At 47.3% G+C, this 25,670-nt stretch carries 21 protein-coding genes and 1 riboswitch; of the genes, 4 read left to right on the plus strand and 17 right to left on the minus strand.

What is annotated here, in order from left to right; all coding sequences use genetic code 11:
• Positions 1-42: 42 nt before the first annotated feature.
• Positions 43-951, plus strand: a complete 909-nt coding sequence (locus H9J30_RS05325; RefSeq protein WP_240130085.1) for a LysR family transcriptional regulator — start codon at positions 43-45, stop codon at positions 949-951.
• Positions 952-1,428: 477 nt separating this feature from the next.
• On the opposite strand, the gene H9J30_RS05330 is transcribed toward H9J30_RS05325, so the two are convergent.
• From H9J30_RS05330 to H9J30_RS05370, 9 genes are all read right to left on the minus strand, one after another.
• The gene (locus tag H9J30_RS05330; protein ID WP_240130086.1) at positions 1,429-3,591 is read right to left on the minus strand and encodes a putative metalloprotease CJM1_0395 family protein; all 2,163 of its coding nucleotides are present in this window, start codon (positions 3,589-3,591) and stop codon (positions 1,429-1,431) included.
• Between the two features lie 2 nt (positions 3,592-3,593).
• Positions 3,594-3,857 (minus strand): chemotaxis protein, encoded by a 264-nt coding sequence (locus H9J30_RS05335; protein ID WP_240130087.1) that lies wholly within the window; start codon positions 3,855-3,857, stop codon positions 3,594-3,596.
• Between the two features lie 112 nt (positions 3,858-3,969).
• Positions 3,970-5,097, minus strand: coding sequence for a 2-iminoacetate synthase ThiH (gene thiH / locus H9J30_RS05340; RefSeq protein WP_240130088.1), 1,128 nt, complete (start codon positions 5,095-5,097; stop codon positions 3,970-3,972).
• Complete coding sequence (locus tag H9J30_RS05345; RefSeq protein ID WP_240130089.1) at positions 5,094-5,858, minus strand: thiazole synthase; 765 nt, start codon at positions 5,856-5,858, stop codon at positions 5,094-5,096. The genes thiH and H9J30_RS05345 overlap by 4 nt, the downstream gene beginning before the upstream one ends.
• Before the next feature lies 1 nt (position 5,859).
• A complete protein-coding gene (thiS, locus tag H9J30_RS05350) occupies positions 5,860-6,063 on the minus strand; it encodes a sulfur carrier protein ThiS (protein WP_240130090.1) in 204 nt (67 codons plus the stop codon).
• A gap of 8 nt (positions 6,064-6,071) precedes the next feature.
• Positions 6,072-6,962, minus strand: a complete 891-nt coding sequence (locus H9J30_RS05355; RefSeq protein WP_240130091.1) for a HesA/MoeB/ThiF family protein — start codon at positions 6,960-6,962, stop codon at positions 6,072-6,074.
• Positions 6,959-8,536 (minus strand): thiamine phosphate synthase, encoded by a 1,578-nt coding sequence (gene thiE, locus H9J30_RS05360; protein ID WP_240130336.1) that lies wholly within the window; start codon positions 8,534-8,536, stop codon positions 6,959-6,961. Before thiE ends, H9J30_RS05355 begins: the two co-directional genes overlap by 4 nt.
• A gap of 2 nt (positions 8,537-8,538) precedes the next feature.
• Complete coding sequence (thiC, locus tag H9J30_RS05365) at positions 8,539-10,692, minus strand: phosphomethylpyrimidine synthase ThiC (protein ID WP_240130092.1); 2,154 nt, start codon at positions 10,690-10,692, stop codon at positions 8,539-8,541.
• Between the two features lie 159 nt (positions 10,693-10,851).
• Positions 10,852-10,950: riboswitch (TPP riboswitch) on the minus strand.
• Between the two features lie 175 nt (positions 10,951-11,125).
• Entirely contained in the window at positions 11,126-12,337 is a 1,212-nt protein-coding gene (locus H9J30_RS05370; RefSeq protein ID WP_240130093.1) for a hypothetical protein, read from the minus strand.
• 276 nt (positions 12,338-12,613) lie between these two features.
• Here H9J30_RS05370 and trhA point away from each other — a divergent pair, with 276 nt between their 5' ends.
• Positions 12,614-13,297, plus strand: coding sequence for a PAQR family membrane homeostasis protein TrhA (gene trhA, locus H9J30_RS05375; RefSeq protein WP_240130094.1), 684 nt, complete (start codon positions 12,614-12,616; stop codon positions 13,295-13,297).
• Positions 13,298-13,403: 106 nt separating this feature from the next.
• On the opposite strand, the gene H9J30_RS05380 is transcribed toward trhA, so the two are convergent.
• Together H9J30_RS05380 and H9J30_RS05385 are read right to left on the minus strand one after the other, a co-directional pair.
• The gene (locus H9J30_RS05380) at positions 13,404-13,934 is read right to left on the minus strand and encodes an NUDIX hydrolase (protein ID WP_240130095.1); all 531 of its coding nucleotides are present in this window, start codon (positions 13,932-13,934) and stop codon (positions 13,404-13,406) included.
• A 123-nt stretch (positions 13,935-14,057) separates the two neighbouring features.
• The gene (locus H9J30_RS05385) at positions 14,058-14,813 is read right to left on the minus strand and encodes a tRNA (adenine(22)-N(1))-methyltransferase (RefSeq protein WP_240130096.1); all 756 of its coding nucleotides are present in this window, start codon (positions 14,811-14,813) and stop codon (positions 14,058-14,060) included.
• Between the two features lie 234 nt (positions 14,814-15,047).
• On the opposite strand from H9J30_RS05385, the gene H9J30_RS05390 reads away from it, so the two are divergent.
• On the plus strand, positions 15,048-17,159 hold the full coding sequence (locus H9J30_RS05390) for a glycoside hydrolase family 97 protein (protein WP_427915899.1): 2,112 nt from the start codon (positions 15,048-15,050) through the stop codon (positions 17,157-17,159).
• 57 nt (positions 17,160-17,216) lie between these two features.
• On the opposite strand, the gene H9J30_RS05395 is transcribed toward H9J30_RS05390, so the two are convergent.
• The 6 genes from H9J30_RS05395 to H9J30_RS05420 form a co-directional block, all read right to left on the minus strand.
• A complete protein-coding gene (locus H9J30_RS05395; RefSeq protein ID WP_240130097.1) occupies positions 17,217-18,224 on the minus strand; it encodes a class I SAM-dependent rRNA methyltransferase in 1,008 nt (335 codons plus the stop codon).
• 252 nt (positions 18,225-18,476) lie between these two features.
• Complete coding sequence (locus tag H9J30_RS05400) at positions 18,477-19,421, minus strand: zinc-binding dehydrogenase (protein WP_240130098.1); 945 nt, start codon at positions 19,419-19,421, stop codon at positions 18,477-18,479.
• A gap of 101 nt (positions 19,422-19,522) precedes the next feature.
• A complete protein-coding gene (locus H9J30_RS05405) occupies positions 19,523-20,611 on the minus strand; it encodes an alkene reductase (protein WP_240130099.1) in 1,089 nt (362 codons plus the stop codon).
• 8 nt (positions 20,612-20,619) lie between these two features.
• On the minus strand, positions 20,620-21,717 hold the full coding sequence (locus H9J30_RS05410) for an alkene reductase (protein ID WP_240130100.1): 1,098 nt from the start codon (positions 21,715-21,717) through the stop codon (positions 20,620-20,622).
• A gap of 139 nt (positions 21,718-21,856) precedes the next feature.
• Positions 21,857-22,738 (minus strand): LysR family transcriptional regulator, encoded by an 882-nt coding sequence (locus H9J30_RS05415; protein WP_240130101.1) that lies wholly within the window; start codon positions 22,736-22,738, stop codon positions 21,857-21,859.
• A gap of 369 nt (positions 22,739-23,107) precedes the next feature.
• Complete coding sequence (locus H9J30_RS05420; RefSeq protein WP_240130102.1) at positions 23,108-23,401, minus strand: YciI family protein; 294 nt, start codon at positions 23,399-23,401, stop codon at positions 23,108-23,110.
• Positions 23,402-24,075: 674 nt separating this feature from the next.
• Between H9J30_RS05420 and H9J30_RS05425 the strand changes: the two genes are divergently transcribed.
• Positions 24,076-25,620, plus strand: coding sequence for an MFS transporter (locus H9J30_RS05425; RefSeq protein ID WP_240130338.1), 1,545 nt, complete (start codon positions 24,076-24,078; stop codon positions 25,618-25,620).
• Positions 25,621-25,670: the final 50 nt, after the last annotated feature.

The following is a 25,670-nucleotide window of genomic DNA, read 5'->3' on the forward strand; positions in this document are numbered from 1 at the left end:
TATGGTTTTTTTAGAAACCTCTTGGTCAATATTAGGATCTCCATGACTCGCGCTAAATCCACCCTTGAGCAATGGCGTATTTTGCAGGCTGTCGTAGATTATGGCGGCTATGCGCAGGCGGCAGAAAAACTCAATAAGAGCCAATCGTCCCTAAACCACGCCGTAGCAAAGTTACAGCATCAACTGGGAATAGAATTACTCGAAGTCCGTGGTCGCAAAGCTTACTTAACAACGCAGGGCGAAGTATTACTGCGACGTTCTCGCCATGTCACTCAATCTGTGAATGAATTAGAGCAACTGGCCAGTAATCTTGAACAAGGCTGGGAACCCACACTCACTATTGCCCGTGAAATTGTCTATCCGATGGACAGTCTCGTGTGTGCACTGAGTGAGTTTCTGCCCCATAGCCGCGGCACCCGCATTATTATGCTCGATTCGGTGATCACTGGTACGCAGGAGCTTATTCTACAAAATAAAGCCGATATCGCGATTTGTGCCGGCATTCCACCCAAAGGCTATTTATCTGAGCCACTGTGTGAGCAAGAGTTGTATCTCGTTTGCCATCCGAGCCATCCCTTAGCAGACATGGGCATCTTAGATGATGACAAACTGTTAGCACAGCATCTGCAATTAGTCATAAAAGACACCGGCGTACAATCTAACATTGATATCGGCTGGCTAAAGGCCGAGCAGCGCTGGACCGTGTCCAACTTCCATGAGGCTAAAGTCATTTTAAATCAAGGGATTGGTTTCTGTTGGATACCATCATTCCTTATTCAAGAAGAATTGGCCGCGGGTAAATTAGTCCGTTTACACCTGCAGGGCAGCCAGAAACGGCGCATTATGCTTAGCCTTATTATCCCCAACCGCGATCAGCAAGGACCCGCGTCTAAACTGCTTGCGTCCTATATTTTGAAACACCATGGGGTGAAAGCCCCAAATACGATATAAGCGGCTTTGTTTACTCTAGGGCGTGTTGACGTTTCGAAATTAAATTTTGTTCGTTCTCGCACGCTCTGCTCATGAAACGAAGAGTGATGTGCCGTTATTCTACTCAAATGACGAGAGGCTCTTATGATGGAAAGTAAGAGCTAGGGCTTGCCAGACAAACCCTGAAACGTCCCCACCACCTAGAATAACTAAAATAATCAAAGGACAAGTCGATCGGCTGAATAGGCATCTTTTCGGGCCTCTCTGCTTTGCTCTGGTCCAACCATAGCGAGCTATGGCGTACAACAGAGAGCCTTGATATGCGCAAAAATCTGCGCATTCAGTCATAAAATAGATTTATCTTTTCAAAATAATCACTTATGACGTTGATTTAGTTTGTTAAATTGAGGTTTTTCGACACTCGTTACCCCGAGTTCAGGTTAAGTAGCGTAGGCAATTAACAGGGACAATTATTTAGAATTGACGCTAGGCGACAGATCAGACACTCACATCTAAAAAACGTGGACGATGCAAAGCTAAGGTTTGAGCATTAAACAAACCGCGAGTGTCTTGGCTATGGGGTGAATCTAGAGTTAGCTTGCTTGATTGCTCACTATTACTCTGATTTTTTGGTTCTTCTGAATGGGTTATCGCTGCAGCGACTTGAGTGTTTACTCCGCTTCGACTCACATTAATACCATCGCTATTGGTAAGATTGGCGAAAGCAACCGAGCCATAAAAACGCATCGCAGAACGGCCTGTTTGCAGTAAGTCTTGGCTAGATGAAGTCATCACAGTGAGTGAGGCAACTGTATTCGTTAAAGGCTGCGTGCTGTTATCTTCAGCAGCTTGCGGCAAGTCAATCGCAAGCGTGGCAGTGGGTGGCTCAATGGTATCGGTAGTATCAACTGCTGTACCATCAATAGCATCGGACGTTTTACTTGACGCAATCTGCGCAGTAATGGCTTGCTTAATCTTATCAATCACGTCAGTGACAGGAGATGAAGGTTCATCTTGAGGCGCCGCGATATTGCCCTGAGCATCAACCTCACCCGTTACTTGGATTTGACGTTCTTTAAGCGGTGGCAATCCTTCAATTTGCGCCTGCGCGCCAATCAACGTCTCAGTGGTTTGTTGATCAGCAACCTGTTGCTGACGCTCCTCAGCTAACTTGGTTCTGGCCTCATTCATTTTTTTAAGCGCTTCTGCGGCCACACGAATATCCGCAGAAGAAGGATCGACTGGCGCCATTGCCGCCGCATAGACTTGCTTCATCTTATTGATGGTTGCTAATGGATCGCCAGGCACTATGGAAACATCAATTTGTACTTCACCGTCTGTCGCGTAGCGCTGCCCATCGGCGCCTTTCTCATATTTAAAACTTGGACTTTGCGCGTATTGACCACCTACAGTCGCATGAGCGTGCTCATGGGCTTTCACTTCTGAATCCCTTGATTTTAATGCTTCCACTTGCGCTTTATGTTGTTCAATCACCTTTTCTTGAGCTTGCTTAATGTGTTCCTTCGCCAACTCTTGCTCGCGGGTTTTAGTTTCCTCCTGTGATTGCTGAGCTGGCGCTTGTTGAGCCTCTTTCGCAAAAATCGCGGCTAGTGCTTGTTGTTTCTGTTTTTGCTCTTGTGCGGTCTTTTCTCTTGCTTGCTGGGTTTGTTCATCTTTAACTTGCTGATCTTTTGTTTGCACCGCGGAGGTAGACTCATCAGTATTTGTTTGTCCACTTATCGTTTCAGATCGACCAAATATGGCATTAAACTGTTGTTTAGGATTGGATTGTTTAGGATTGGATTTTTTACCGCTGTTAGGCGAAACGGTCTCGCTGGTACTACTAGGAGATGATGCACTGATTGAGCCGGTGACATCGTTCACAGTTTTAACCGTTGAATTAATACCTGTGACTCCGCTCGCCGTCATGTCTGCCGCAAAAGGACTCATGACTGAACTCGCTCCGCTATTAGTACCGGAGGAGTCTACAGAAGGCGTAACAAATGAAGGTAAAACCTCTCCCATCAAAGAGGCTGGGAATGAGTTCGTTAACCCTGTTGAGGTGCCTATGGTTGTTCCGATAGCGCTGCCAAATATAGTACTGTCTGCGATTGTGCTATTCACCCCCGAGAAAGCAGCGAGGCTCACACCCGATGCACTTAAAATTGCAGCACCTTGCGTTGATGTGGTTGGTGAGGCGGCAATTTGCCCTTCCCTCATTCCCGCAATCGATCGTGGACCCGTTAATAGATTAAAACTCGCATTGTTTGAATAACGCTGAACAGAAGAACTTAAACTAGTATCAAATTCCATTATCGCCGTTTGAGCGAGTCCGGTGTCAGTAATGCTAGGAGAAAGACTAGATAGATTACCACCGCTCAATAACGATATACTAGGCTTAACCGCGCCAGCAGGTATAGCTTGGTTTATCACAGGACTAAGGCTGTGCAATGATGGTTCAAGTGCCCCATTCGCTTCAAGTTTGGGAGCGTTAAGGCCCACAGTTTGAGCGGCAAACATCGAAACCGCTTGACCTGCACCACCTTGATAAGTCTGCCCAGTATGAGGTTTAGCCTCTCTGCTGAGTTCTAAAGACTTATCCGCCCCCACAAAAGAAGAGGATGGCGCCCCAACCTGAGATGAAAGCGCCATAACCGACATAGTTACACCTTGATGTTAATAATCGAACCTATGGCCTCAGAACCACGTTCAAGCACTTCGCTCGACGCTTCCCCTTGTCTCAATGATTCGTTTGCCGTCAGTAACGCCGAGGTTTTATCGGGTTCATCAACCGCCTTAGTGGTTTCGGTGGGTGCCGCGCTTTGCGCTGGGCTAGGTTTGGCCACATCAATCGTTGCCTGCGTTAGCCCAGATTGGGCCGATTGTAAGCCTTGCAGACCGGAAGCATAAGCTGATTGGATTTGCATAAAGGGATCCCTGCACCTAGTGAACACTCGATTAATTATTAACCAAGCCGAGTATAAAGTACAGGTTTATCACCCGTTATAACCGCATTTTAATGTCGTCTTTAACACATTTTTAAACTCGCATTTTAGGTGCAATCCAAGCGGATTCCCAATCTTTAAAGACGGGATTAAACCCCTTGAGTCGCATTTGAGTCATTACTTGCTCAACAGTTCGCTCATCGCTGATCTCAAACTGATCGAGCTGGCTGTCAGGTGCTTGGTAACCACCTGGTTGCGTTGAACTCCCCGCACTCATTTGCGTTATCCCAAGTGGCAGTAAATTGTCCCGAAGTGAAGGCGCCTCGCGGGTCGATAAACTGATATCAAGTTGTTGATTAAAGAGCCTAAAAGCACAGATCATTTGCACGAGTCCCAGATCGGTTAAATGCACTTTTGGCGTTGTGCCGCCGGTACAAGGTCGCAAACGTGGCAACGAAATGCTAAAACGAGTGCGCCAATAGTGCCGCTCTAAATAATCAAGATGATAGCCCATCATCAACGCGTCAAGCCGCCAGTCATCTAATCCTAGTAACACACCTAGGCCTATCTTATCGACACCCGCACGGGCAACGCGATCGGGCGTTGCAAGCCGATAGGCGAAGTCCTGTTTTTTGCCCCGGGTATGATGTTTAACATAAGTCGCGGCTTGATAGGTTTCTTGATACACCATCACCGCATCGAGTCCTTGCTCGACGAGCTTACGGTAATGGGTTTCTTCAAGCGGCTGCACCTCCATCGCCACATAACTAAACTGTTGTTTTACTAAAGGTAAAACCCGCTGAAAGTAATCCATCCCGACCTTAGTTTCATGCTCACCCGACACCAGCAAGATAGAATCAAAGCCGCGGGATTTTATAATCGCTATTTCGGTAGCGAGTTCCTGTTCATTCAGTACTTTACGCTTCAGTTTATTACTCATGCTAAAGCCACAGTAATCGCATTCGTTAGCGCAAAGATTGGACAAGTACAGCGGTAAGTACAACCCGATATTGGCCCCAAAGCGTTGCCGAGTGAGCGCCGCCGAGTGCTGCGCCATCTCTTCGATATAGTGCTCTGCTGCAGGCGACAACAAAGCGAGTAGACTCTGCAAGTTGCCTTCAGGTTGAACTAGGGCACGTTCAACATCAGCGGCAGTGCAGGAATACAACGCCAGCAATAACTTATCCCGTTCAATACGGGGAAATTGGTCGACAAAACTCATTGCTGCAAGAATCCGGTTAACGGGCTGGTATGCACAGCCTGAGTTTGTACTCGCCCAAGCCCCGCTTCATAGGCGCGGCGCCCACAATCCACCGCATCCTTAAAGCACTGCGCCATTTGAATGGGAGAAGTACTGCTCGCGATAGCAGTGTTAACCAGCACGGCATCGGCACCTAACTCCATCGCGTGGGCTGCATGGGATGGTGCGCCAATTCCCGCATCAATCACCACCGGCACCCTTGCTTGCTCGATAATCATCTTGATAAAAGGCTCCGTCACCAGCCCCTGATTGGTGCCAATTGGGCTTGCTAATGGCATCACAGCGGCGCAGCCAACCTCTTCTAAGCGGCGACACAGTACGGGATCGGCATGCACATAAGGCATCACAATAAAGCCGCGTTCACAGAGGATTTTGGCCGCAGCTAGCGTCTCGACCGCATCGGGCATCAGGTATTTTGGATCGGGATGAATTTCAAGTTTAACCCATTGTGTTCCCAGCATTTCCCGCGCAAGTTCAGCGGCAAATATCGCTTCCTTAGCATTACGCGCTCCCGAGGTATTAGGTAAGAGCCGCACGCCCGCTTGCCGAAGTGGCGAGAGCAGATCATCGGCCCCAGTTTTTAAATCAATTCTTTTCATTGCAATAGTGACAAGTTGCGATTTTGAAGCGTTTATCGCCTCAAGCATCAGCTGACTTGAGCTGAACTTACCCGTGCCAGTGAATAATCGCGATTCAAATTCTACATCTGCAATTGTTAACATATTAACCTCCTGCGACCACGGCAAACACATCGATTTTATCCTCATGATGACAGAGGATTGATGACCATCTATGCCTTGGCACTACGGTCTCATTTAGCACTAAGGCGACTGATTGTTGACTAATATTTTGTGCTTCTAACAAGGCTTGTAAACTCAGCGGTTGTTGAAGTGTCTGGGGAACATTATTGAGATGAATTAAAATCACAACAAACCTCATTTATGGACAGATTTGAGAGCCTGAGCGGTGTTTGCATTCCAAGAAGGTGCACACACCTCGCACTCGGAATCTCGAGTCAAACGTGCTGAATGCCATTGCAGCGACTTAGCATCAAAGCGCCAAAATTGCCCGAGCAGATGCTCCACTCCTCCGGCTTGTGGTTTTGTTGAGTGATCTAAAATGGGAGCGGTGGCTGAGAGCAATAGTTGTATCGCGAGTAATGCCTGCATGGAGGCCATCACGCCGACACTCGGACCTAGCACACCCTGGTTGCTGCAATTTTGTGGTGCGTAGGTATCATTTGGAAAAACACAGTGATAACAGCCCCCTGCGGGAAATCGCCGCTGATCAACCGCAAACAATTGGCCGTTAAAGGCGGCAATAGACGCACTTACTAAAGGTAAGGCATGCTCAATACACAGTTGATTGATAGAATGGCGCGCAGCAAGATTATCGGTGCAATCAAGCAGTAAAGCTGATTGTTGCCGATTAGCTGTAGCAACGTGCGCAAGCAAGCTCTCCGCTGAATCAAGGGTTAACATTTGCGCAAAGGCAAATAACTGACAATTGGGTGCAAGCACTGCCAATTTTTGTTTAGCAACCAATGCTTTGTGCTGACCAATATCAGCTTCACTAAACAGTAATTGCCGCGGTAAATTGGATAACTCTACCCTATCGTCATCCACAAGTGTGATTGAGCCAATGCCCGCACAAGCGAGATACTGCGCGGCCAGTAGCCCAAGTCCGCCACAGCCAATAATCACCACATGGCACTGTTTCAGTTGTAGCTGTCCCGCTTCACCCACTTCAGGAAGGAAAATTTGCCGTGAGTAACGAATAAAATCTTTATCATCAAGTGATGGTCGTTTTTGTGCGGTTGCGCTCATCGGCCCAGCTCCCATGTCCGAGTCAACTCGGCCAATGCTGCAGTTGGATCATCCGCCTCTGTAATCGCCCGCACCACGGCAATATTTCTCACCCCAGTGGCTTTGACTTTGGCAAGATTCGAAGGCCCTATGCCACCAATTGCCACTAAGGGATAGTGCGCATTTAACAACTCAACATATTGAGTTAGTTTGAATAATCCTTGGGGAGCCGACGGCATTTGCTTGGTCGTCGTCGGGAAAATATGCCCAAGGGCGATGTAAGATGGCGCATATTGATGGGCACGCAGCAGCTCAAAATAACTGTGACTCGAGATGCCAAGCGCCAATCCCGCGCCATGAATGGCGTTAAGATCCGCCATAGCGAGATCTTCTTGGCCAAGATGAACCCCAAATGCCCCATGCTTTATCGCTAATTGCCAATGATCATTGATAAAAAGCTGAGCATTGTAATGCTTGCCCAAGGCAATCGCGGTTTGAATTTGCGCTTCAAGTTCTGCCGCAGTAATTCCTGCGTCAGACTTCACCCTCAGCTGAATAGTTTTTACGCCAGCAGCCAATAATTGCTCCAGTAACAGCAGGTTATTAACCACAGGGTAAACCCCTAAATCTGCGGAAAGCCGTTTAAACGCATAAGGCTGCGGTTGTTTATCTGCGCAAACCGCCACAATTTTGGGGTATTGAGTTAATGTATGCGGCCAAGTAGTGCGAGCCAAAGGCCCTGGGCCATGACCCACACCCACCGCATGGGTTAGCCCTTGATTGACATAAGCCTTAGCGACCACTATCGCATCCTGCAATACAAAGCCAAAGGCCAGCACCGAGGCAATCGCCGAGGATAAAGTGCAGCCACTACCATGGTTATGAACGGTGTCGATACGATCGCTAACCAGCCAAAAATGGCCATGACTATCAAGCTCAGAGCAACCTGCAACATCGTGGCACACCAACAGGTCCTCAGCCAGATGTGGCTCAAAACGAATATCCCCGCCTTTAGCGAGCACACTACAGCCTAATTGCTCAGCTAATTGTATTGCCGCAGCGGCAAAATCAGCCTTCGTCATTTTTGACGAAGTGATTTGATCATCAGCGAATGATGTGAGTCTGGCTAACTCCTTCACATTGGGTGTGATTAAACTAATCAAGCCCTTAAAGCAGCTAAAATCCAGTGGCGTACTCCTATCCCCTAGTTCATCCCCACAGCTTGCGACCATTACAGGATCGAGAATAACGGGTACATGCGGATAGTGAGTTTTAAAGCTCGCGAGCCAATCTGCAAGTAACAGCAATTGTTGCTGATCCGCAAGTAAACCAATTTTAATCGCCTGAGGCGGTAGATCGGCTAACAGGGTCGAAAGCTGCGTGAGCAGCATCGCCTCACTTACTGGCTCAACTAAATCCACCGCCACTGAACTTTGCGCCGTTAATGTGGTAATCACGCTGCAGCCATGACCACCCAAATCGTTGATGGTGGCCAAGTCGGCTTGGATCCCCGCGCCGCCACCGCTGTCCGAACCGGCAATAGTCCAGACAATAGGTTTAGGCAGTAAGTGTTTGAAATGCTTAGTAGGGGTCATCATCATACCTTCGCAACCTGCGGCTTAGATTGCAGCTTTGTCCCGTCCTTATGCTTGGCCGATTCATTGCCAGCATTGGCATTGTCCAGCGGCAGATACAGCTTAGCGCCCAAGGCCGCAAACTCGGCCGACTTTTGCGCCATGGCTGTGGTTAACTCATCTTGGGTTTTGACGATGATCTGCTGGATTATTTCTGTGTTAGCTTGCCCTTGTGGAGCAGTGCTTATCGATGCAAACGCTTCAGCGCTCTCAACATTCTGGCTTGACGAAGCCCCTGCTAACGTACCCGCCGCTAAACTTGCCGCATAGTCGCGCACATCTTGGGTGATCTTCATTGAGCAGAACTTAGGGCCACACATAGAGCAAAAATGCGCGACCTTGGCCGATTCCTGTGGCAGGGATTCATCGTGATAGGCTCGCGCAGTGTCAGGATCGAGCCCGAGGTTATATTGATCTTCCCAACGGAATTCGAAACGCGCCTTAGATAACGCATTGTCGCGGATCTGCGCGCCCGGGTGGCCTTTAGCAATATCGGCCGCATGGGCAGCAATCTTATAAGCAATCAGCCCTTGTTTGACGTCCTGCTTATTGGGTAAACCTAAGTGTTCTTTTGGCGTTACATAGCAGAGCATGGCGCAGCCATACCATGCAATCATCGCCGCCCCAATTCCGGAGGTGAAATGATCGTAACCCGGCGCAATATCAGTAATTTGCGGCCCTAAGGTATAAAAAGGCGCCTCGGCGCAGTGGATAAGCTGCTTATCCATATTCTCCTTGATGAGCTGCATCGGGATATGCCCAGGCCCTTCGATAATGGTCTGCACATCGTATTCCCAGGCGATTTTGACTAGCTCACCTAAGGTTTCAAGCTCGGCGAACTGCGCCTCATCATTGGCATCGGCAATGGAGCCAGGTCGCATACCGTCGCCTAATGACAGCGATACATCGTAGGCAACGCACAGCTCGCATATCTCACGGAAATGGGTATAGAGGAAGTTTTCTTGATGATGGCTCAAACACCATTTGGCCATAATCGAGCCGCCGCGGGACACAATCCCAGTGACCCGCTTGGCGGTCATCGGCACATAACGCAATAACACACCTGCATGGATGGTAAAGTAATCAACGCCCTGCTCCGCTTGTTCAATCAAAGTATCGCGAAACACTTCCCATGTTAGGTTTTCGGCCACGCCATTCACTTTCTCAAGTGCTTGATAAATTGGGACAGTACCTATGGGGACCGGCGAGTTACGGATAATCCATTCGCGGGTTTCATGGATATACCGGCCAGTGGACAAGTCCATCACAGTGTCCGCGCCCCAACGGGTTGACCAGACTAACTTTTCCACTTCCTCCTCGATGGAGGACGTGACCGCCGAGTTACCGATATTGGCATTGACTTTCACCAAAAAGTTACGGCCAATAATCATAGGCTCGGCTTCGGGGTGATTGATATTTAAAGGAATAATGGCACGCCCACGGGCAATTTCGTCGCGGACAAATTCAGGGGTTATCGGTTTACCTATTACGGCGCCAAAAGATTCACCTTGGCCGCGGCGGTTTAAGATTTCGTCCTGCACCTGGGCGAGCGCCATATTTTCACGAATCGCCACATACTCCATTTCAGGGGTAATAATCCCTTGACGGGCATAGTGTAGTTGGCTCACGCGTTTACCCGGTAAGGCGCGGCGAGGACGAACAATCGCACTTGAGCCAGCTTCGAAACGCAGATGATCGAGCCCATCATCCTTCAAGCGCTGCTGGGTAAAATCTGAGGTTGCGCAATCAAGCACTTCAGTATCTTGGCGCTCAATAATCCACGGTAATCTGAGCTTAGCTAGACCTTGGCGCACGTTAATTTGCGCAGCCGGATCGGAATACGGGCCAGCGCAGTCGTACACCGGAATGGGAGGATTTTTCTCAACGTTGGGTGCGATCGCCGAGCCGCCAATGCGCGTATCGGTTTGCAGAATTTGCCGCATCCCTACACGTAAATCCTCACGGCTTCCCTGCAAATAAAGTTTTTGCGAATTAGGATGTTGTAATGGTTTAAGGGTATCGATAAAGGCTTGCGCCTGGGCACGCGCTGCACGGCGGCTAGTTTGCCCTTGGGTGTTCACGGCAATCGATTCTGAGGACAATTCTAAACTGGACATAAGCAATCTCACTTTAACAAATAAAAATGGAGTTGCTTGTCTGGAGACTTGAGTGTTGAGAGCTGAGCCTGGTAAACCGTAAGTGGATTTACTGACTCAATAACGACTAAATCGATGGGTTAATAGACGGCAAAAGATTGCCGCTGAAACGATTTAATGGAAGTTATTATGCTTGTTTCCTTCGCAGGTTTTAACCTGATCAGGTTCAACGGATCCCGAATAAACGGTCTCAGCCAAGAGGCACTCCGACAAGATGGGCAAAAGTATAGGCAGAAGCGCTGCGAACAAACAAGCGTAATTTAAGGACAAAAACTTAACTATCAATCAAAAACAAAGAACACATAACTAATTGTATATTAAAGCATTTAATGCTATTTAACTTTTATGATCATCATTATCATTATTTTGATTGAAAATTTATCATCATTATTTTTTAGCCTTTTGGCCGCTTTACCATCATTTTATTAAGCTGCGCCTTAATGGCATCATCAATTTCTTGGTTCATTTTCTTGCCACTGCAATCGAAGGGGAAACCTAAGTTCTCTGCATAGGGATTAATTGGAGTACCTACTTTGACAACCCGATAACAGGTATCACCTTGACGGACAATTCGATTGGGATCCAGTTCTAAATCTAAGCTAGTTGGCCCACTAAAATCCTCAGCATTAGGGACAATAAGCACCTCCATCTCGGGACTCATTTCAGATAAATTCGACCGTTTGCTGTAATGATTTGCTTGCTCTAACACTAAATCATCTAAGGCTTGTTCACGCTGACGTTCAAAATAACGCTGGGTAAATAAACCTACGCTGCCTGATATCCCTCCGCTTTGCTCATCGGCTGCAGACAACTGAGTTTTTGCCGCTTGTGCCGAGCTTGATTGAATTTCTGCCTTTTTAGGCTTAACCGCTTCTTTTGTACTCTGCTGGGTTTGCCCCTGTGTTGATGTGTTAGGCGCTAATGTGCTTGATTTAGCAGCGCTGACTTCGGGAGGTTTTGCAATCTGCTCCATCGGTTTAGGTGTCGGCGTTTCTGCAAGTTTTGGTATCACTTTTGTAACTGGTTCAACATCAGCTGTCTGCTTTACAGTATTAAGCGGCGAAATTATCGGCTCACTAGAAACGTCATAGTCTTTCATGGCGATATTTTGATCCGAATACACTGGAGCGGTTTGTGTTGATGGTGCATAAATAAAATAAGCTTTTAACGCTTTGGTTGCAGTACCTGCGTTAACTGAAGATTCAGTAAAAGACAACCCTAACTGTTGAGACTGGTTTCGCCATAGGAAAATCAATAACAACAGCAGTAAGCCATGACCCAAGATGACCCAAAGCAATGGCTTAAGATTGCAATAATGCGACCACTCTCGCCAACTTAATCCCGAAGAAATGTGGAATGCGCTATCGATTGATCTTTGGTTAGTCTCACTCAAATTAAGGTTTATATCGCTCGCCAAAGACTCTGTATGAACACTCAACGCGCTAAAAGGTTTAGCGTTCAAATCTGTAGCACCCGAGGCTGTTGCGCTGAAAGACGTAGCACAAAAAGGTATAGCGGAAAAAAGTGCGGTCTCGTTGTTTGTCACGCGGCCGTGCACATCAATACTGAGGCCATCTTCTGGGGCAATGTTTGTTCGAACTGGCAAAATTCATCCCTTAGCACTTAATGGATTAAGTACATAAAAAATCCATGACATCATACGGGGGATTAGAGAAAGCGCGCCGCACAAAGTTCCAAGGTGCTGACATGATTCAGTCGTAAACAAACACCATAATGTTATACAACTAGATGTGGGCTCACCTAAGTCTTATTTGATAGTGTGAACCTCAAATAAATTAGCTTACACGTGTAAGCCAAATATAGCATTCCAACTTACCAACTGATAGACTCAGGCATTATCGCCATCGAGTGGATCAACAGCATGCCAAGCCAGAGTTTGATAGAGCCGCAAATGAGTCATCAAAAACCATTAAATATCAGTGGCTATAGCCTTAGTGAAGAGATTGCCAATAGCATCAGCCATGGCCTAGGGGTGATCGCGGGTGTGGTCGGCTTAGTGTTTATGATCCTCAAGGGTATCGACCACCTCACTAACATTCAGCTCACAGGTGTTATTATTTATGGCACAAGCCTAATCCTGTTGTTTTTAAGTTCTACTCTGTATCACAGCGTGACGCATATAGGCTGGAAACATAAACTCAAAATTGCCGATCACTGTGCCATCTATTGCTTAATTGCGGGTACCTATACCCCTCTAATGTTAATCAGCCTGCAAGGACAGCTTTCAACCATTATCCTTACGGCGATTTGGTCCTTGGCTATTGGTGGGATTTTATTTAAGACCTTGTTTATTCATCGCTTTAAAAAAATGAGCCTAGTGCTCTATTTAGTGATGGGTTGGCTGTGTGTGACTGTAATGGGCGATTTGACTGCGGCGATGTCACCGCTAGGATTTAAGCTTCTGCTATTAGGTGGGTTGTTTTACACCTTAGGAGTGCTCTTCTATGTCGGTAAACGCATCCCATACAATCACGCCATTTGGCATTTATTTGTATTGGCGGGCGCGATGAGCCATTTCTTTTGTATTTATTTAACCGTGATTTAGCCGCTAGGCTGCTCTCACAACAGATCCTCACAAGCCATCCTCAGGATGGCTTTTTATACCTGCACTTATGCGACTATGCTGATAACCCCATCAAGCATGGTTTTATCTACAGCAACTCTTCGACGATTCGTTTGAGCAGAAAGGTTTCCCGAACGATAGATTGGCCTTTATTGGGGAAGGTGCGCTGAATATCTTCGTTATGGGCAATGGCTTGATGGATATTGATCCACTCTGGTCGCATGCCATTTTTTATCTCATGGGCTTCGAGTCTTGGCTCACCTAAGCCACGGTTACCTAAACTCATATCAATTTCACACAGGTAACAATAGGAGTCCATATGCACTACGTTAGCGCCTTCACGAAACCAAGGTCGATATTCCTCATAACGGCCAAAGGGCGCGATAATATTAGCAGCAATAGCGCCGGTTTCTTCCTGTAATTCGCGAATAAGCCCAACTTCAAGACTCTCACCTTTATCGACACCACCACCAGGTAAGCCATAATCCCGATATTTTTGGGTATAGAGCAGCAAAATATCTTCCCCCGACAACACAATGGCACGGGCCGCTTGGCGATAAAAGATCCGTGCCTGTTTAAGATCGATATTGGCAGCTTGGGTGGACTTCAATAAACGCATAATAAAACTCAAGATTGATGGCCTGTTAGCATAAACCAACTTGATGGATTTACAGAGTAAAACTGCTATGCAAGGTACTCGCGAAGTGAGCATTGATGCCTTGGGACATAAGTAGGCTATAGCTTAGCCGCCGTCATTCAATTGCTGCAAAATCTGTTGATAAGCGGCCAAAATAGGCAGTTTATTGGGCAATCGACTCTCTGGGATACGCTGATAATGGCCAATCGTCTGCATTAGATAACGCTTAGCCTGCCGCTTTTTATCCTCGTTTAGTCCCTGCCACATAATGGAACCAGTGCAACTCAACTGTATGTCGTCTTCCTTTTTCGATGAAGACCCTTTCGCGTGCCTTAGATGCAGTATTTCGTAAAAGCGCTGATTTTCTTCGAGTAACAATTCACTCTTAAGAACTAACCCCAATTCGACCAATGAACTGCGCACATAATAATTATGATGCACGGGACACAAAATAAACTCGAGTCGACGATGACTATGGCGCGCCAAAATGCTGCGCACCAGTTCAACCAATAACTCCCCACCGACACCTGCGATAATAATCAAGTGGTTAGCTTGTATGTCACTGGATTCAAGTGGTAGTGCTGCTGCATCATGGCAATGCACTTGCCACTGGCTCTGGCAGATGCTAGCACCAAGCGTCGCCGCAGCACTTTCCTCATGTTGAGGAAAAAACCGTTGTAATTCAATAGAAAGTTGCTGCATTAAGGGCATCACGCAATCAACAAAATGCACCTTTTTCGCGGCGTTTCTCTGCAGTAATAACATGCCGAGTAGACCATGATCGCAGCAGCAATCCCAAATATGATCGTAATGACCATGGATCATGCGATCTATCTGTTGTAAACGTTGACTAATTTTCACGATTTGACCTAACTACTGCGGCTTTTAACACGCTAGATTGCGCTGTTAATCATAATGACGGCGCGCATTTTACCCGAGTCAAAAGTAAACCACACCTTTTGTTGATGCCCTAGCCGCACTTCACTCCACACCTACTCAGAACAAGTTGAATACGTATGCAAGCCGTTGCGGTTAAAAAGCCATCGCCACTAGTATGCTGTGAGTTACATTCATTATAAAAACAAGGATCAAGGAATGTTCATCAAGGCCAAACCTTTTCAGTTAACTACGCTTCAGCAGAATTTATATAGTCAAACGCGCTTACAACGACGATTAAGCCCTATGTGTATCGCCCTTGCCGTCAGCAGCCTTTTTAGTGCTAATCTTGTGGCTCAAACTGTTACTCTCAGCTCGCCGAATCAACACATTCAAATCAGCTTGAGTGACGATACTGGCCGAGCCGAATATAAAATCGACTTTCACGGTAAGACAATCATAGAGCCAAGTCGCTTGGGATTAGTGTTTCAATCGATTGGCGAATTAGGCCAAGGTCTACGGATCAAATCGAGCCACAGCGCCAGCACAGATGAAAAATGGCAGCAACCTTGGGGTGAGCAGCAATGGATTAAAGATCAACACAATCAACTGAGTGTGGTATTAACCGACGGTAAAATAAACTTAAATCTCGAGTTTAAAGCCTTTGACGATGGTATTGGTTTTCGCTACCACTTAGCCGAGCAAGCCGCTCTGCCAGCCCATACCCCATTAGCAATCACAGATGAGTTGACCGAATTTAATATTGGCCAAAGCGATAAAGCCACCGCCTGGTGGATCCCGTCTCGGGGATGGAACCGCTACGAATATCTGTATCGCACCAGCGCGCTCAGTCAAGTCGACCGAGCCCATACTCCTTTTACCTTTAAACTGGTCGATGGCACCCATTTAAGTATTCACGAGGCGGCGTTAGTAGATTTTGCTTCGATGACACTCGACCAACAGCGCGATGGCAAGCTCAAGGCCGATCTTACCCCTTGGTCAGATGGCATTCGCGTTAAAACCCAAGCGGGCTTCTATACCCCTTGGCGCACAATTCAAATCGCCGATAAGGCTACGGGACTGCTGAATTCTCACCTTATCCTCAACCTGAATGAACCCAATAAACTGGGGGATGTATCTTGGGTTAAACCCGGCAAATACGTCGGCATTTGGTGGGGTATGCACCTCAATGAAAATACTTGGGGCTCGGGCCCAACACACGGCGCAACCACTAGCGAAACTAAGCGCTATATCGATTTTGCCGCCAAGTACCAGTTTGATGGCGTTTTGGTCGAAGGTTGGAACCAAGGTTGGGATGGCGATTGGTTTCATAATGGCGATCAATTCAGTTTTACCAAGGCCTATGATGATTTTGATTTGCCGGCCATTACCGCCTACGGAGCACAAAAAGGTGTGCGCTTAATTGGCCACCATGAAACCGCAGGTTCAGTGACCCATTACCGTAATCAAATGGGTGATGCCTTCGCCCTTTATGAAAAGCATGGCGTCACCCAAGTCAAAACGGGTTATGTGGCTGACGGTGGACAAATCAAACGCATCGATGAGAACGGTATTACCCGTCACGAATGGCACGACGGTCAGTTTATGGTCGGCGAATATCTGCACAGTGTCACCGAAGCCGCTAAGCACCATATCAGCATTAATACCCACGAGCCGATTAAAGATACTGGGCTTCGTCGCACCTATCCTAACTGGCTTGCCCGCGAAGGTGCCCGCGGACAGGAATATAATGCTTGGGGCAGTCCGCCAAATAATCCAGAACACACCGCCATGCTGCCCTTTACCCGGATGCTGGCAGGCCCAATGGACTTTACCCCGGGGATTTTTGACTTAGCCCCCAAGGGCTTAGATGCCGAAAACCGCGTGCAAACCACTTTAATGAAGCAACTCGCCCTGTATGTGGTGCTATACAGCCCAATCCAAATGGCCGCCGACTTGCCACGCAATTATCAAAAACATTTAGATGCCTTCCAGTTTATCCGCGATGTACCAACAGACTGGTATCAAAGTATCGCACTGGCTGGCGAAGTGGGTGATTATGTGGTGTTTGCCCGCCAAGCGAAGGATCAAAAAGATTGGTACTTAGGTGCCCTAACAGATGAAACCGCACGCACGGTCACGGTCAAACTGGATTTTCTCGATCCTCACAAACGCTACCAAGCGCAGATTTACCGCGATGGCGCCAAAGCAGATTGGAAAACCAATCCCTATGATTATGTAATTGAAACTAAAGAAGTGAGTGCTAAAGATAGCCTGACATTACAGCTAGCCAGCAGTGGCGGCACGGCAATACGCTTTAAGGCTCTTTAAAATTAAGCAAAGTAATAGGGCGACCATCTTGGTCGCCCTATTAGGTTTGCAATGCGATTAATTTAAGGTCAACGCCACAATTTTAAGGGGATGATTATCATCGAATGACGGGAAATCCTCATGGGGATCAAGCCAAGTGTGCTCAGTCACACTTCGGCCTTGTTTTTCAACGCAGCGTACTAGGCTATCAAACCAATCTCGACGGTCCACTTTGGCGACATTATTACAACATACAATGGTGCCACCCGTTTTAGTTGATAATAACGCGGGTTTAAATAACCCTTGATAATCATTGACTAAATCGACAATACCGAAGGCGCTCTTGGCATAACGTGGCGGATCAAGAAATACCAGATCAAATTGGGTTTGCGCCAATTTAGGGTAACTGGGTAATTTTTGATTGCGGCGCCCTCCCACACTCAAACCTGCTAATTGGCGCAGGGCCGGAAACGCATCACTCTGTACAAACTCACACACCTCAGACACTTGGTTTAATTCGGCATTGGTTCGCCCAGCTGCGAGCGCGAAGGAAGAAAAGTCGACATTTACTACCCGCTCGGCGCCCCCCATGGCTGCTGCGGTGCCAATGCCACAGGTGTAAGAAAATAAATTCAGTACGGTTTTATCTTGACTGTGTGCTCGCACATATTCGCGGCCAATACGCATATCAAGGAATAACAAAGGATCTTGTCCTTCGTGACGCAGTTTAGTAGTGAATTTAATCCCATTTTCCTGCATCACCAACTCGGCACAGGCAATATCATCCAATTCAGGACTTAATGCATTAAGCACGCGGGAATGGCCAGCGGAGCGATCGTTATACACCACAGGCAAATCCACTTCTTGCGTCAGCACCGCAGCTATTTCAGCTAACTCTTCAACGGTCAAGGTTTGGTGAAAACTCTGTACCAACCAAGTATCGCCATAACGGTCGACATTCAAACCACTGACGCCTTCGACTGTGCCATGGAACACCCGAAAACAATCGGTATGATCTTGTTCTGCTTGTAAGAAAAAACCATGGCGCTTGGCCAAAGCCGTCGATAACAGTGTTTGAATAGACATAAAAGTGGGACTCGAACAGCGGAAACCTGCGTAAGGTCTCAAGGGGAAAACGGCATGATAGCAAACTCAGTGGCAAAATATCGGATAAATTCCCGCAAACATCCTATATCTGACCTTAGGTATTTGAGGCGCCACAGGTTGAGTGACGCCTTAATGCCTGTTCTGACTCAGTTAACAATGTTATTGAAGCTCCTCTCTGGTCACGTAAGGAATTCAAATCGACAACGCCCTAACCAATCAGCAAAAGTGCTATCACTGGTTTAGGCTTAACACTGTTTTTGATTTGGTTTGTTCACTATGGTCTAGTGCTTCCATCATTTGCTCAAATCTAAAAATATCAGGCTCTGCGATCGCCATTTTACCTTGGGCAATAAGCGTTAATAGTGCTTCCCCCTGTTGCATGAGGATCTGCCAATCTTGACGATCACCAAAGTCATGTAACGCCCCGAGGGCGATTTCATGGTAAGAAATCGTGCGGGTAAATGCGGGATCTATCGGCGCGGGAATGCGGTCTTGGATACAGATTATGTGTCCATTGGCTTTTAACGATGGCACGAGTGCCGCGGCATTTTTGCTACTGACAGCATCAAAAATGGCGAAATATTTTTGTGTAACTTGGGATGGCTCCCGATAAAGATGCCGGACACCACGTTTTGCCGCGAGCGCTTGGCTTAGGCTTGCAGACACGAGATCAACGACGTAACCCGCATTGTTCAGCATCTGCGTCAGCAGATTATTAACAGCACCAAAACCAACGATCAGCACCTCGCGCTGTTTTGTCAGTGGTATTTTTTCAAATGCTTGCCATGCGGTAAGCAGAGGACAAGGCAGTGCAGCCGCCCGCTCAAATGACAGATTATCGGGCAGCGTCATCACTCGAGCGGCATTGAGAACCGTAAACTCGGCAAAACTGCCGTGACATTTTAGCGAGGTGTGATAGGCCACTCGCCTACCCAACATCTTGCTATCGACCTTCGCCCCCACGTTGACAATGACACCCGCACCATCAACACCAGGCACATGGCCATTCGACCAATTGATGGGGTTTGCCTTGATAAATTTCCAATCCACAGGATTGATGCCGATGGCTTGGTTTTGCACCAAAATGTCATCCGCGGCCAAGGCGGGGATGTCCATAGAACTCAAGGTGACATTGTGGGTTTTAGTTTGGTATGCCCAAACTTGATGTTGTTCCATGGGAATTCCTTTTTAAACAAAGCACAATTTTTACAACGCTCTTTTAACATTAGGCACCAAGAGAACATTTAGCGCCTAAGCTAAGTCATTATTTTTTAAAGCTATGCCTGATAGGCAGGATAATCGATATAACCTGCTTCACCGCCGCCATACAAGGTAAGCCTAGCATCAGCATCAAACTCGGTTAATGGCCAGTCATGGGCAAAGCGCGCGACTAAATCCGGATTCGTCACAAAGGGCGTGCCAAAGGCCACAAAGTCTGCGTAGTGTTGGTCGAGTAAGCGCTGAGCAGATTGCTTGGTTAATTTCCCCGCCACCATAATGGGGTGTTGATACACACGGCGCACTTGTTGACGAAAAGCGTCAGAGACTTCCACATAGCGCGAGATGTTTTCAGAAAAATGCACATAGGCAAGCTTCATAGGTTGCAGCTTTTGTAACAAGGCAAGTGTTAATTGGATGATTTCAGGGTTATCACCAGTAAACCCCTCGCCAATATGGGGAGAGATACGCACAGCGACTTTCCCTGATCCAATGGTCTGTGTAAGGGCTTGTAAAGTGTCGACTAAAAAACGCAGCCGATTCTCTTGGCTGCCACCGTAGCGATCTTGCCGTTGATTGCTTTCTAAACGCAAAAAAGTATCAAATAAATAGCCATGGGCCGCATGCACTTCAACCCCATCAAAACCGGCTAACATCGCGTTTTGTGCTGCTTGGACAAAATCGCTGATAGTCGCTTGGATATCTTGCTCGCTCATCGCCTTAGGCTGCTGGGTTTCAATCATGCCAAAACCACCTTCAGGCAATGGGCCGAATACTTGGTCTGGAATTTTGATCGCTGATGGTGCGAGCGGCTCAGCGCCAGACACGCTCGAATGGCTGCGACGACCAACATGCCAGAGTTGGATAAAGATTTTCCCACCTTCTTGGTGCACCGCTTCAGTGACCTTTTTCCAACCTTCAATCTGTGCTGGAGTATAAATACCTGGCGTCATTGAATAGCCCCGCGCCACCGCAGATACAGGCGCGCCTTCGGTAATAATCAATCCTGCACTGGCACGCTGGCGATAATAAGTGGCCATCATCTCGTTTGGCACATCTCCCGGCTGGGTACTACGTGAGCGAGTCATTGGGGCCATCACGATACGGTTTTTGGTCTCTAATGCTTGACCTTTGAATGCCTTGAACATAATTTCTCCTAAGCTTGATAAGTTGGGTAGTCAGTTAATCCCTTTTCACCACCACCAAACAGCGTTGTTGGCTCATGCTCAGCCAAGGGATAGCCGTGTCGTAGCCGCTCGGGTAAATCCGGATTGGCAATAAAAGGTCGTCCAAAACCAATCATATCAGCCAGACCATCGTTGATAGCCTGCTCCGCTTTTTCCGCATTATAACGACCCGCATAAATCAAAACGCCTTGGTACGCCTCTCGTAAGGCACGTTTAAAAGAGACTGGCGTATCAGGCGCATCATCCCAATCCACTTCAGCAATATGCAGATAAACAATGCGATGCTTGTTAAGTAACGCAGCGGCAGTGGTATAGGTCAAAATCGGGTTCGCATCCACTGTACCATTGAGGGTCGTAAGGGGCGCTAAGCGCACACCTACACGCTCAGCACCGATGGCATCGACCAATGCCGCAACCACTTCGTCTAGAAAACGTAGGCGATTTTCAAGACTACCGCCGTACTCATCGCTGCGGTTGTTGGCTTCTGAATCAATAAATTGGTTGATCAAATAGCCATTAGCGGCATGGAGTTCAATACCATCAAAGCCAGCCGCCATGGCATTGAGCGCCGCTTGACGATAATCGGCGATCACTTGCGCAATATCTGCCTTTGTCATGGCCCGAGGCACAACTACATCAACAAAACCGGGGTCATCACTGCCGTTGTCGACAAACACTTTTACGTTTTCCGCTTTTAATGCGGATGAAGAAATCGGTTGTTGACCATCAATATTGTCAGGATGAGTCACTCGGCCCACATGCCATAACTGAGCGAAAATCGCTCCGCCTTTAGCATGTACGGCTTCAGTGACAATACGCCAGCCCGCAATCTGTTCGGGCGTATAAATCCCAGGAGTCCAAGCATAGCCTTTTGCAGTTGGAGAAATCTGTGTGCCTTCAGAGATAATAAGTCCTGCACTCGCGCGCTGGGCATAATAGGTTGCCATCATATGATTGGCCACATCGCCAGGCTGACTGGCTCTAGAGCGAGTCATTGGCGGCATAACGATGCGGTTTTTGAGTGTTAATGCACCCAAGCTGATCAGTTGAAACAGTGATTGCGTCATAATATAACCCTCTCATTTCGTTGCAGGCATACTAGCAAACTCCACAAGAGACATTTAGCGCAATAAAGACAAATGATTTTTGTTATAAATGCAAAAGTGTCCACGGCCAAGCCAGTAGGATGGATATCGTTATGAAGCCTTACAGGGCTAGCTTTGGCTGAATAAAATCAATAAAGGCAGAGATACGCTTCGCGACGGTAGAAGATTTATAGTACACCGCATTGATCTGCTCTCGGCCGCTATTGGTGATTTTTTCACTCTCCAATAAGGGGATTAAACGCCCTTCCGCGATATCCTTTTTCACCATAAATCCCGATAGGCAGGCAATACCATTACCCATTAATGCAAGCTGCCTTAACGTTTCACCGTTACTCGAGGTTAATGTAGGCGTAAGCCGAGTAAATCCTTTCAGTGGCCAATCATTGAGGGTTTTAGGAGTAGAAAATCCCAGCGAATCGTGGTGAATTAAATCGCTGCTTTTATTGGGAAAACCGCGCCTAGCGAGGTAATCTGGTGAGGCCACAATGTAAAGCAAACTTTTCCCAAGCGGCCTAGCATGCAAAGTCGAATCCGTTAGGTTGCCAATGCGGATCGCGAGATCGGTTTTCTTTTCCAGTAAATCCACAAAACCTTCGTTGGAGGTCAGTTCCAATTCAATATCGGGATAGGTTTGCTTAAACGGCTGGATAAGCGGCACTAATTGATGAAACACAAAGGGACTTGCGGCATCGACGCGCAAACGGCCTCTTGGTAGCTCTCCACGAGTGATGATCTCCTCTTCAGCTTGCTGGATCTGTAATAAGCCAAGCCGGATGGTTTCAACAAATTGGCGGCCTTCCTCGGTTAATTCGAGCCGGCGAGTCGTGCGATTTAAAATTGAAACGCCAACTTGGCTTTCAACTTTGCTCACCGCTCGAGACACGCGGGCAACTTGAATATCTAACAGCTCAGCTGCCGCAGAAAAACCCCCACTGTCGACGACAGCAAGCAGTATTTCTAAATCATCGGACCGAGTTTTCATTTTCTTTCCCGCGCCAACACCCGCAATTATTGCATTTATAGCAAATATCATCGGTGTAAACAGTTAATTTTTACACATTATAGGTTACGAAGCATTCGCCTTGCCTAAAGCGCGTTGAACTCCCCTTGCATAAATAGAGATTTAATAGGATTGATATTAATTGCCTCTATGTTAGGGCGTGTTTTCTCGATAGCTTCAAATTATCGGGCTTAGTGACAACACAAAAAGCGGCAAGCGTACTGATGATTGTGCTTGCCGATGATATTATCGCTCTTGCAAGGGGGGTAGACTAAGCAGTTGATTTTTTTTAAAAGAGTGTTTTAAATCAATTAATAACAGTGCGCTATTTGATTCTTTAGCAAACGATAGCTAAAGCACCTCAATGAGTTGTTCTAATCCTGGGGCGGCTTTGGTAGGTACAAATTCCACCACGTCAAACTCAGCCACGTCTTCAATGTAGAAGGGATCTTGCTGCAAAATAGCCTCTAACACCGAACGCGACTCCGCCTTAGCGAAGATCACGCCGCCCGTGCGTGGCACCTTCCGGCCTGAGGCAATAAAAACGCCCTTGGCGTAATACGCATCAAGATAAGCAATATGCGCCGCCAAATGCAGCTCAACATCAGCAAGTGGCTTTTTGTAGGTTAAGCTAATAACAAACATAGATATCCTTTATATTCAAAAACATAATAAATTTACACAGGTGCTAATGAAAGACCACAGGAGAGCATCTGCTGACATACTGTTCCATTATTTTTGCAGTATCAATAGCATACGTCTATTGCTTACTGCTGCTGAGACTTTTGCCATTGATTTTACCCACAAGCCCCCACAGGAGTGTAAAATCGGCCGCTATTAGGTTACACAGCTGTTTAACTTGAGTTATCAATGGATGATGAATACGTATGTAAGCGGTTGTGTGCCAATTAGCGCTGCGGCTACTATAAATTCGCTAGTTCCACCCTCTGCTTGTGGGGTTGAACACTGTGAGGTCGTTTCTGGTAGCAGCCTGTGAGGATAGCTGTCAGACTTAGGTTCTTTTCTACTCATTAGCTTTTACATCAGCTTCTAGCTTAACAGTATGAATTGAATTTATTGGCGAATATGCTTCTGAGGGAGAGGTGTATTCGCCATTTTTTCAGCCTCGCAGGACGTCTGTTTCTCGACCGCAGGGAACTAGCACAATAATGCGTAAACTGAGCAAAAAGCCATTGATTAGGCTTTCAAATTATAACGATAAATGACTCAAGGCAGCCCTTTGCTGCCCGCTACTGAAGGGAAGTTGCATGTCTGCGGATCAACAAACGATTACCCCATTAGAGAATGTTTCGTCCAATATGGCGCAATGCGCCGTGCATAAGGTGCAACCCGAGCTGAATTTCTGGCAAATCTTCAATATGTGCTTTGGCTTTTTGGGGATCCAGTTCGGCTTTGCCCTGCAAAATGCCAACGTCAGTCGCATTTTCCAAACCCTTGGCGCTTCCATTGATGAAATTCCGATCCTGTGGATTGCCGCACCGTTAACGGGTCTGCTAGTTCAACCTATTATTGGTTATCTCAGTGATAACACTTGGGGGCGCCTTGGTCGCCGCCGGCCTTATTTTTTAATCGGCGCCATTTGTACAACTCTCGCGATTTTTGTGATGCCGCATTCCCCTACGCTGTGGATTGCGGCGGGCATGCTGTGGATTATGGATGCCTCAATCAATATCGCCATGGAACCCTTCCGTGCCTTTGTGGGGGATAATTTGCCTCCTAAACAGCGCACCCAAGGCTATGCCATGCAAAGCTTTTTTATCGGCATTGGCGCGGTTGTGGCCTCGGCCCTGCCCTATGTTCTCAGCAACTTTTTTCATGTTGCCAATACGGCGCCCGCAGGGGAAATTGCCGATTCGGTGCGTTATGCCTTTTATTTTGGCGGTACAGTGCTATTTATTGCAGTGACTTGGACAGTGATTTCAACCAAGGAGTACTCTCCCGAGGAGCTTGCGGCTTTCCATGCTAAAACCAAGACCGATGTGGAAGAACAATGCAAACGCAGCCGCACACACAAGGATTATCAATTTGCCGCTATCGTTTGGATGGTCGTAGGCGCACTACTGACTCTTGCGGTGTGGACGCAGGATTTAGATAAACAGTTGTATATTTTAAGCATAGGGATTTTTGCCTTTGGCCCATTACAGCTCTATTGCGCGCTTCGTTTAAGCCAATCCCAACCGCGCCAGCGCACACAACTGGGTATAGTGTTTAACGTGGTCGACGATTTATTCCATATGCCTAAGGCCATGCATCAGTTAGCGATAGTGCAATTCTTCTCTTGGTTCGCGCTATTTGCCATGTGGATTTACACCACCTCGGCGGTGACCTCCTACCATTTTGGCAGCAGCGATGTGTTGTCTAAGGCCTATAACGATGGCGCCGATTGGGTGGGTGTACTGTTCGCCTCCTACAATGGATTTTCGGCCATTGCAGCCCTATTTATCCCACTGCTTGCTAAACGTATCGGCATCAAACTGACCCACACCTTTAATATGTTCTGCGGTGGTTTTGGCTTGATCAGTTTCTATTTTATCAAAGATCCCAACCTGTTATGGCTGCCTATGATTGGCGTGGGTATCGCCTGGGCCTCGATTCTCTCGATTCCTTACGCCATGTTATCGGGCACCTTGCCACCGAAAAAAATGGGCGTGTATATGGGGATCTTTAACTTCTTTATCGTGATCCCACAGCTACTCGCGGCCAGTGTTTTAGGCGTAATTCTTAATGGATTATTTGATGATCAGCCCATCTACGCCCTGATCACTGGCGGCATCCTGATGCTCTGCGCCGGGATTGCCGTGCTCTTTGTTGAGCAACCTAATACTCAGCACACTCAAGCGTAAATCGCAGATCCTACAACTCGGCAAATATACCGTTTAGGCGTTTGGACAAC

Origin of the sequence: Shewanella cutis, assembly GCF_022410515.1 — a bacterium.
GTDB classification, from domain to species: Bacteria; Pseudomonadota; Gammaproteobacteria; order Enterobacterales; family Shewanellaceae; genus Shewanella; species Shewanella cutis.

Coding starts and splice junctions, on each gene's coding strand:
- thiH (WP_240130088.1), bottom strand. CDS start 5,097: ATGAGTTTTGTCGACCAATTTCCCCGTATTGAACGGGATAAGTTATTG.
- H9J30_RS05330 (WP_240130086.1), bottom strand. CDS start 3,591: ATGTCGGTTATGGCGCTTTCATCTCAGGTTGGGGCGCCATCCTCTTCT.
- H9J30_RS05345 (WP_240130089.1), bottom strand. CDS start 5,858: ATGTTAACAATTGCAGATGTAGAATTTGAATCGCGATTATTCACTGGC.
- H9J30_RS05355 (WP_240130091.1), bottom strand. CDS start 6,962: ATGAGCGCAACCGCACAAAAACGACCATCACTTGATGATAAAGATTTT.
- H9J30_RS05395 (WP_240130097.1), bottom strand. CDS start 18,224: ATGTCTATTCAAACACTGTTATCGACGGCTTTGGCCAAGCGCCATGGT.
- H9J30_RS05415 (WP_240130101.1), bottom strand. CDS start 22,738: ATGAAAACTCGGTCCGATGATTTAGAAATACTGCTTGCTGTCGTCGAC.
- trhA (WP_240130094.1), top strand. CDS start 12,614: ATGCCAAGCCAGAGTTTGATAGAGCCGCAAATGAGTCATCAAAAACCA.
- thiC (WP_240130092.1), bottom strand. CDS start 10,692: ATGTCCAGTTTAGAATTGTCCTCAGAATCGATTGCCGTGAACACCCAA.
- H9J30_RS05325 (WP_240130085.1), top strand. CDS start 43: ATGACTCGCGCTAAATCCACCCTTGAGCAATGGCGTATTTTGCAGGCT.
- thiE (WP_240130336.1), bottom strand. CDS start 8,536: ATGACCCCTACTAAGCATTTCAAACACTTACTGCCTAAACCTATTGTC.
- H9J30_RS05425 (WP_240130338.1), top strand. CDS start 24,076: ATGGCGCAATGCGCCGTGCATAAGGTGCAACCCGAGCTGAATTTCTGG.
- H9J30_RS05410 (WP_240130100.1), bottom strand. CDS start 21,717: ATGACGCAATCACTGTTTCAACTGATCAGCTTGGGTGCATTAACACTC.
- H9J30_RS05335 (WP_240130087.1), bottom strand. CDS start 3,857: ATGCAAATCCAATCAGCTTATGCTTCCGGTCTGCAAGGCTTACAATCG.
- H9J30_RS05420 (WP_240130102.1), bottom strand. CDS start 23,401: ATGTTTGTTATTAGCTTAACCTACAAAAAGCCACTTGCTGATGTTGAG.
- H9J30_RS05405 (WP_240130099.1), bottom strand. CDS start 20,611: ATGTTCAAGGCATTCAAAGGTCAAGCATTAGAGACCAAAAACCGTATC.
- H9J30_RS05380 (WP_240130095.1), bottom strand. CDS start 13,934: ATGCGTTTATTGAAGTCCACCCAAGCTGCCAATATCGATCTTAAACAG.
- H9J30_RS05400 (WP_240130098.1), bottom strand. CDS start 19,421: ATGGAACAACATCAAGTTTGGGCATACCAAACTAAAACCCACAATGTC.
- H9J30_RS05390 (WP_427915899.1), top strand. CDS start 15,048: ATGTTCATCAAGGCCAAACCTTTTCAGTTAACTACGCTTCAGCAGAAT.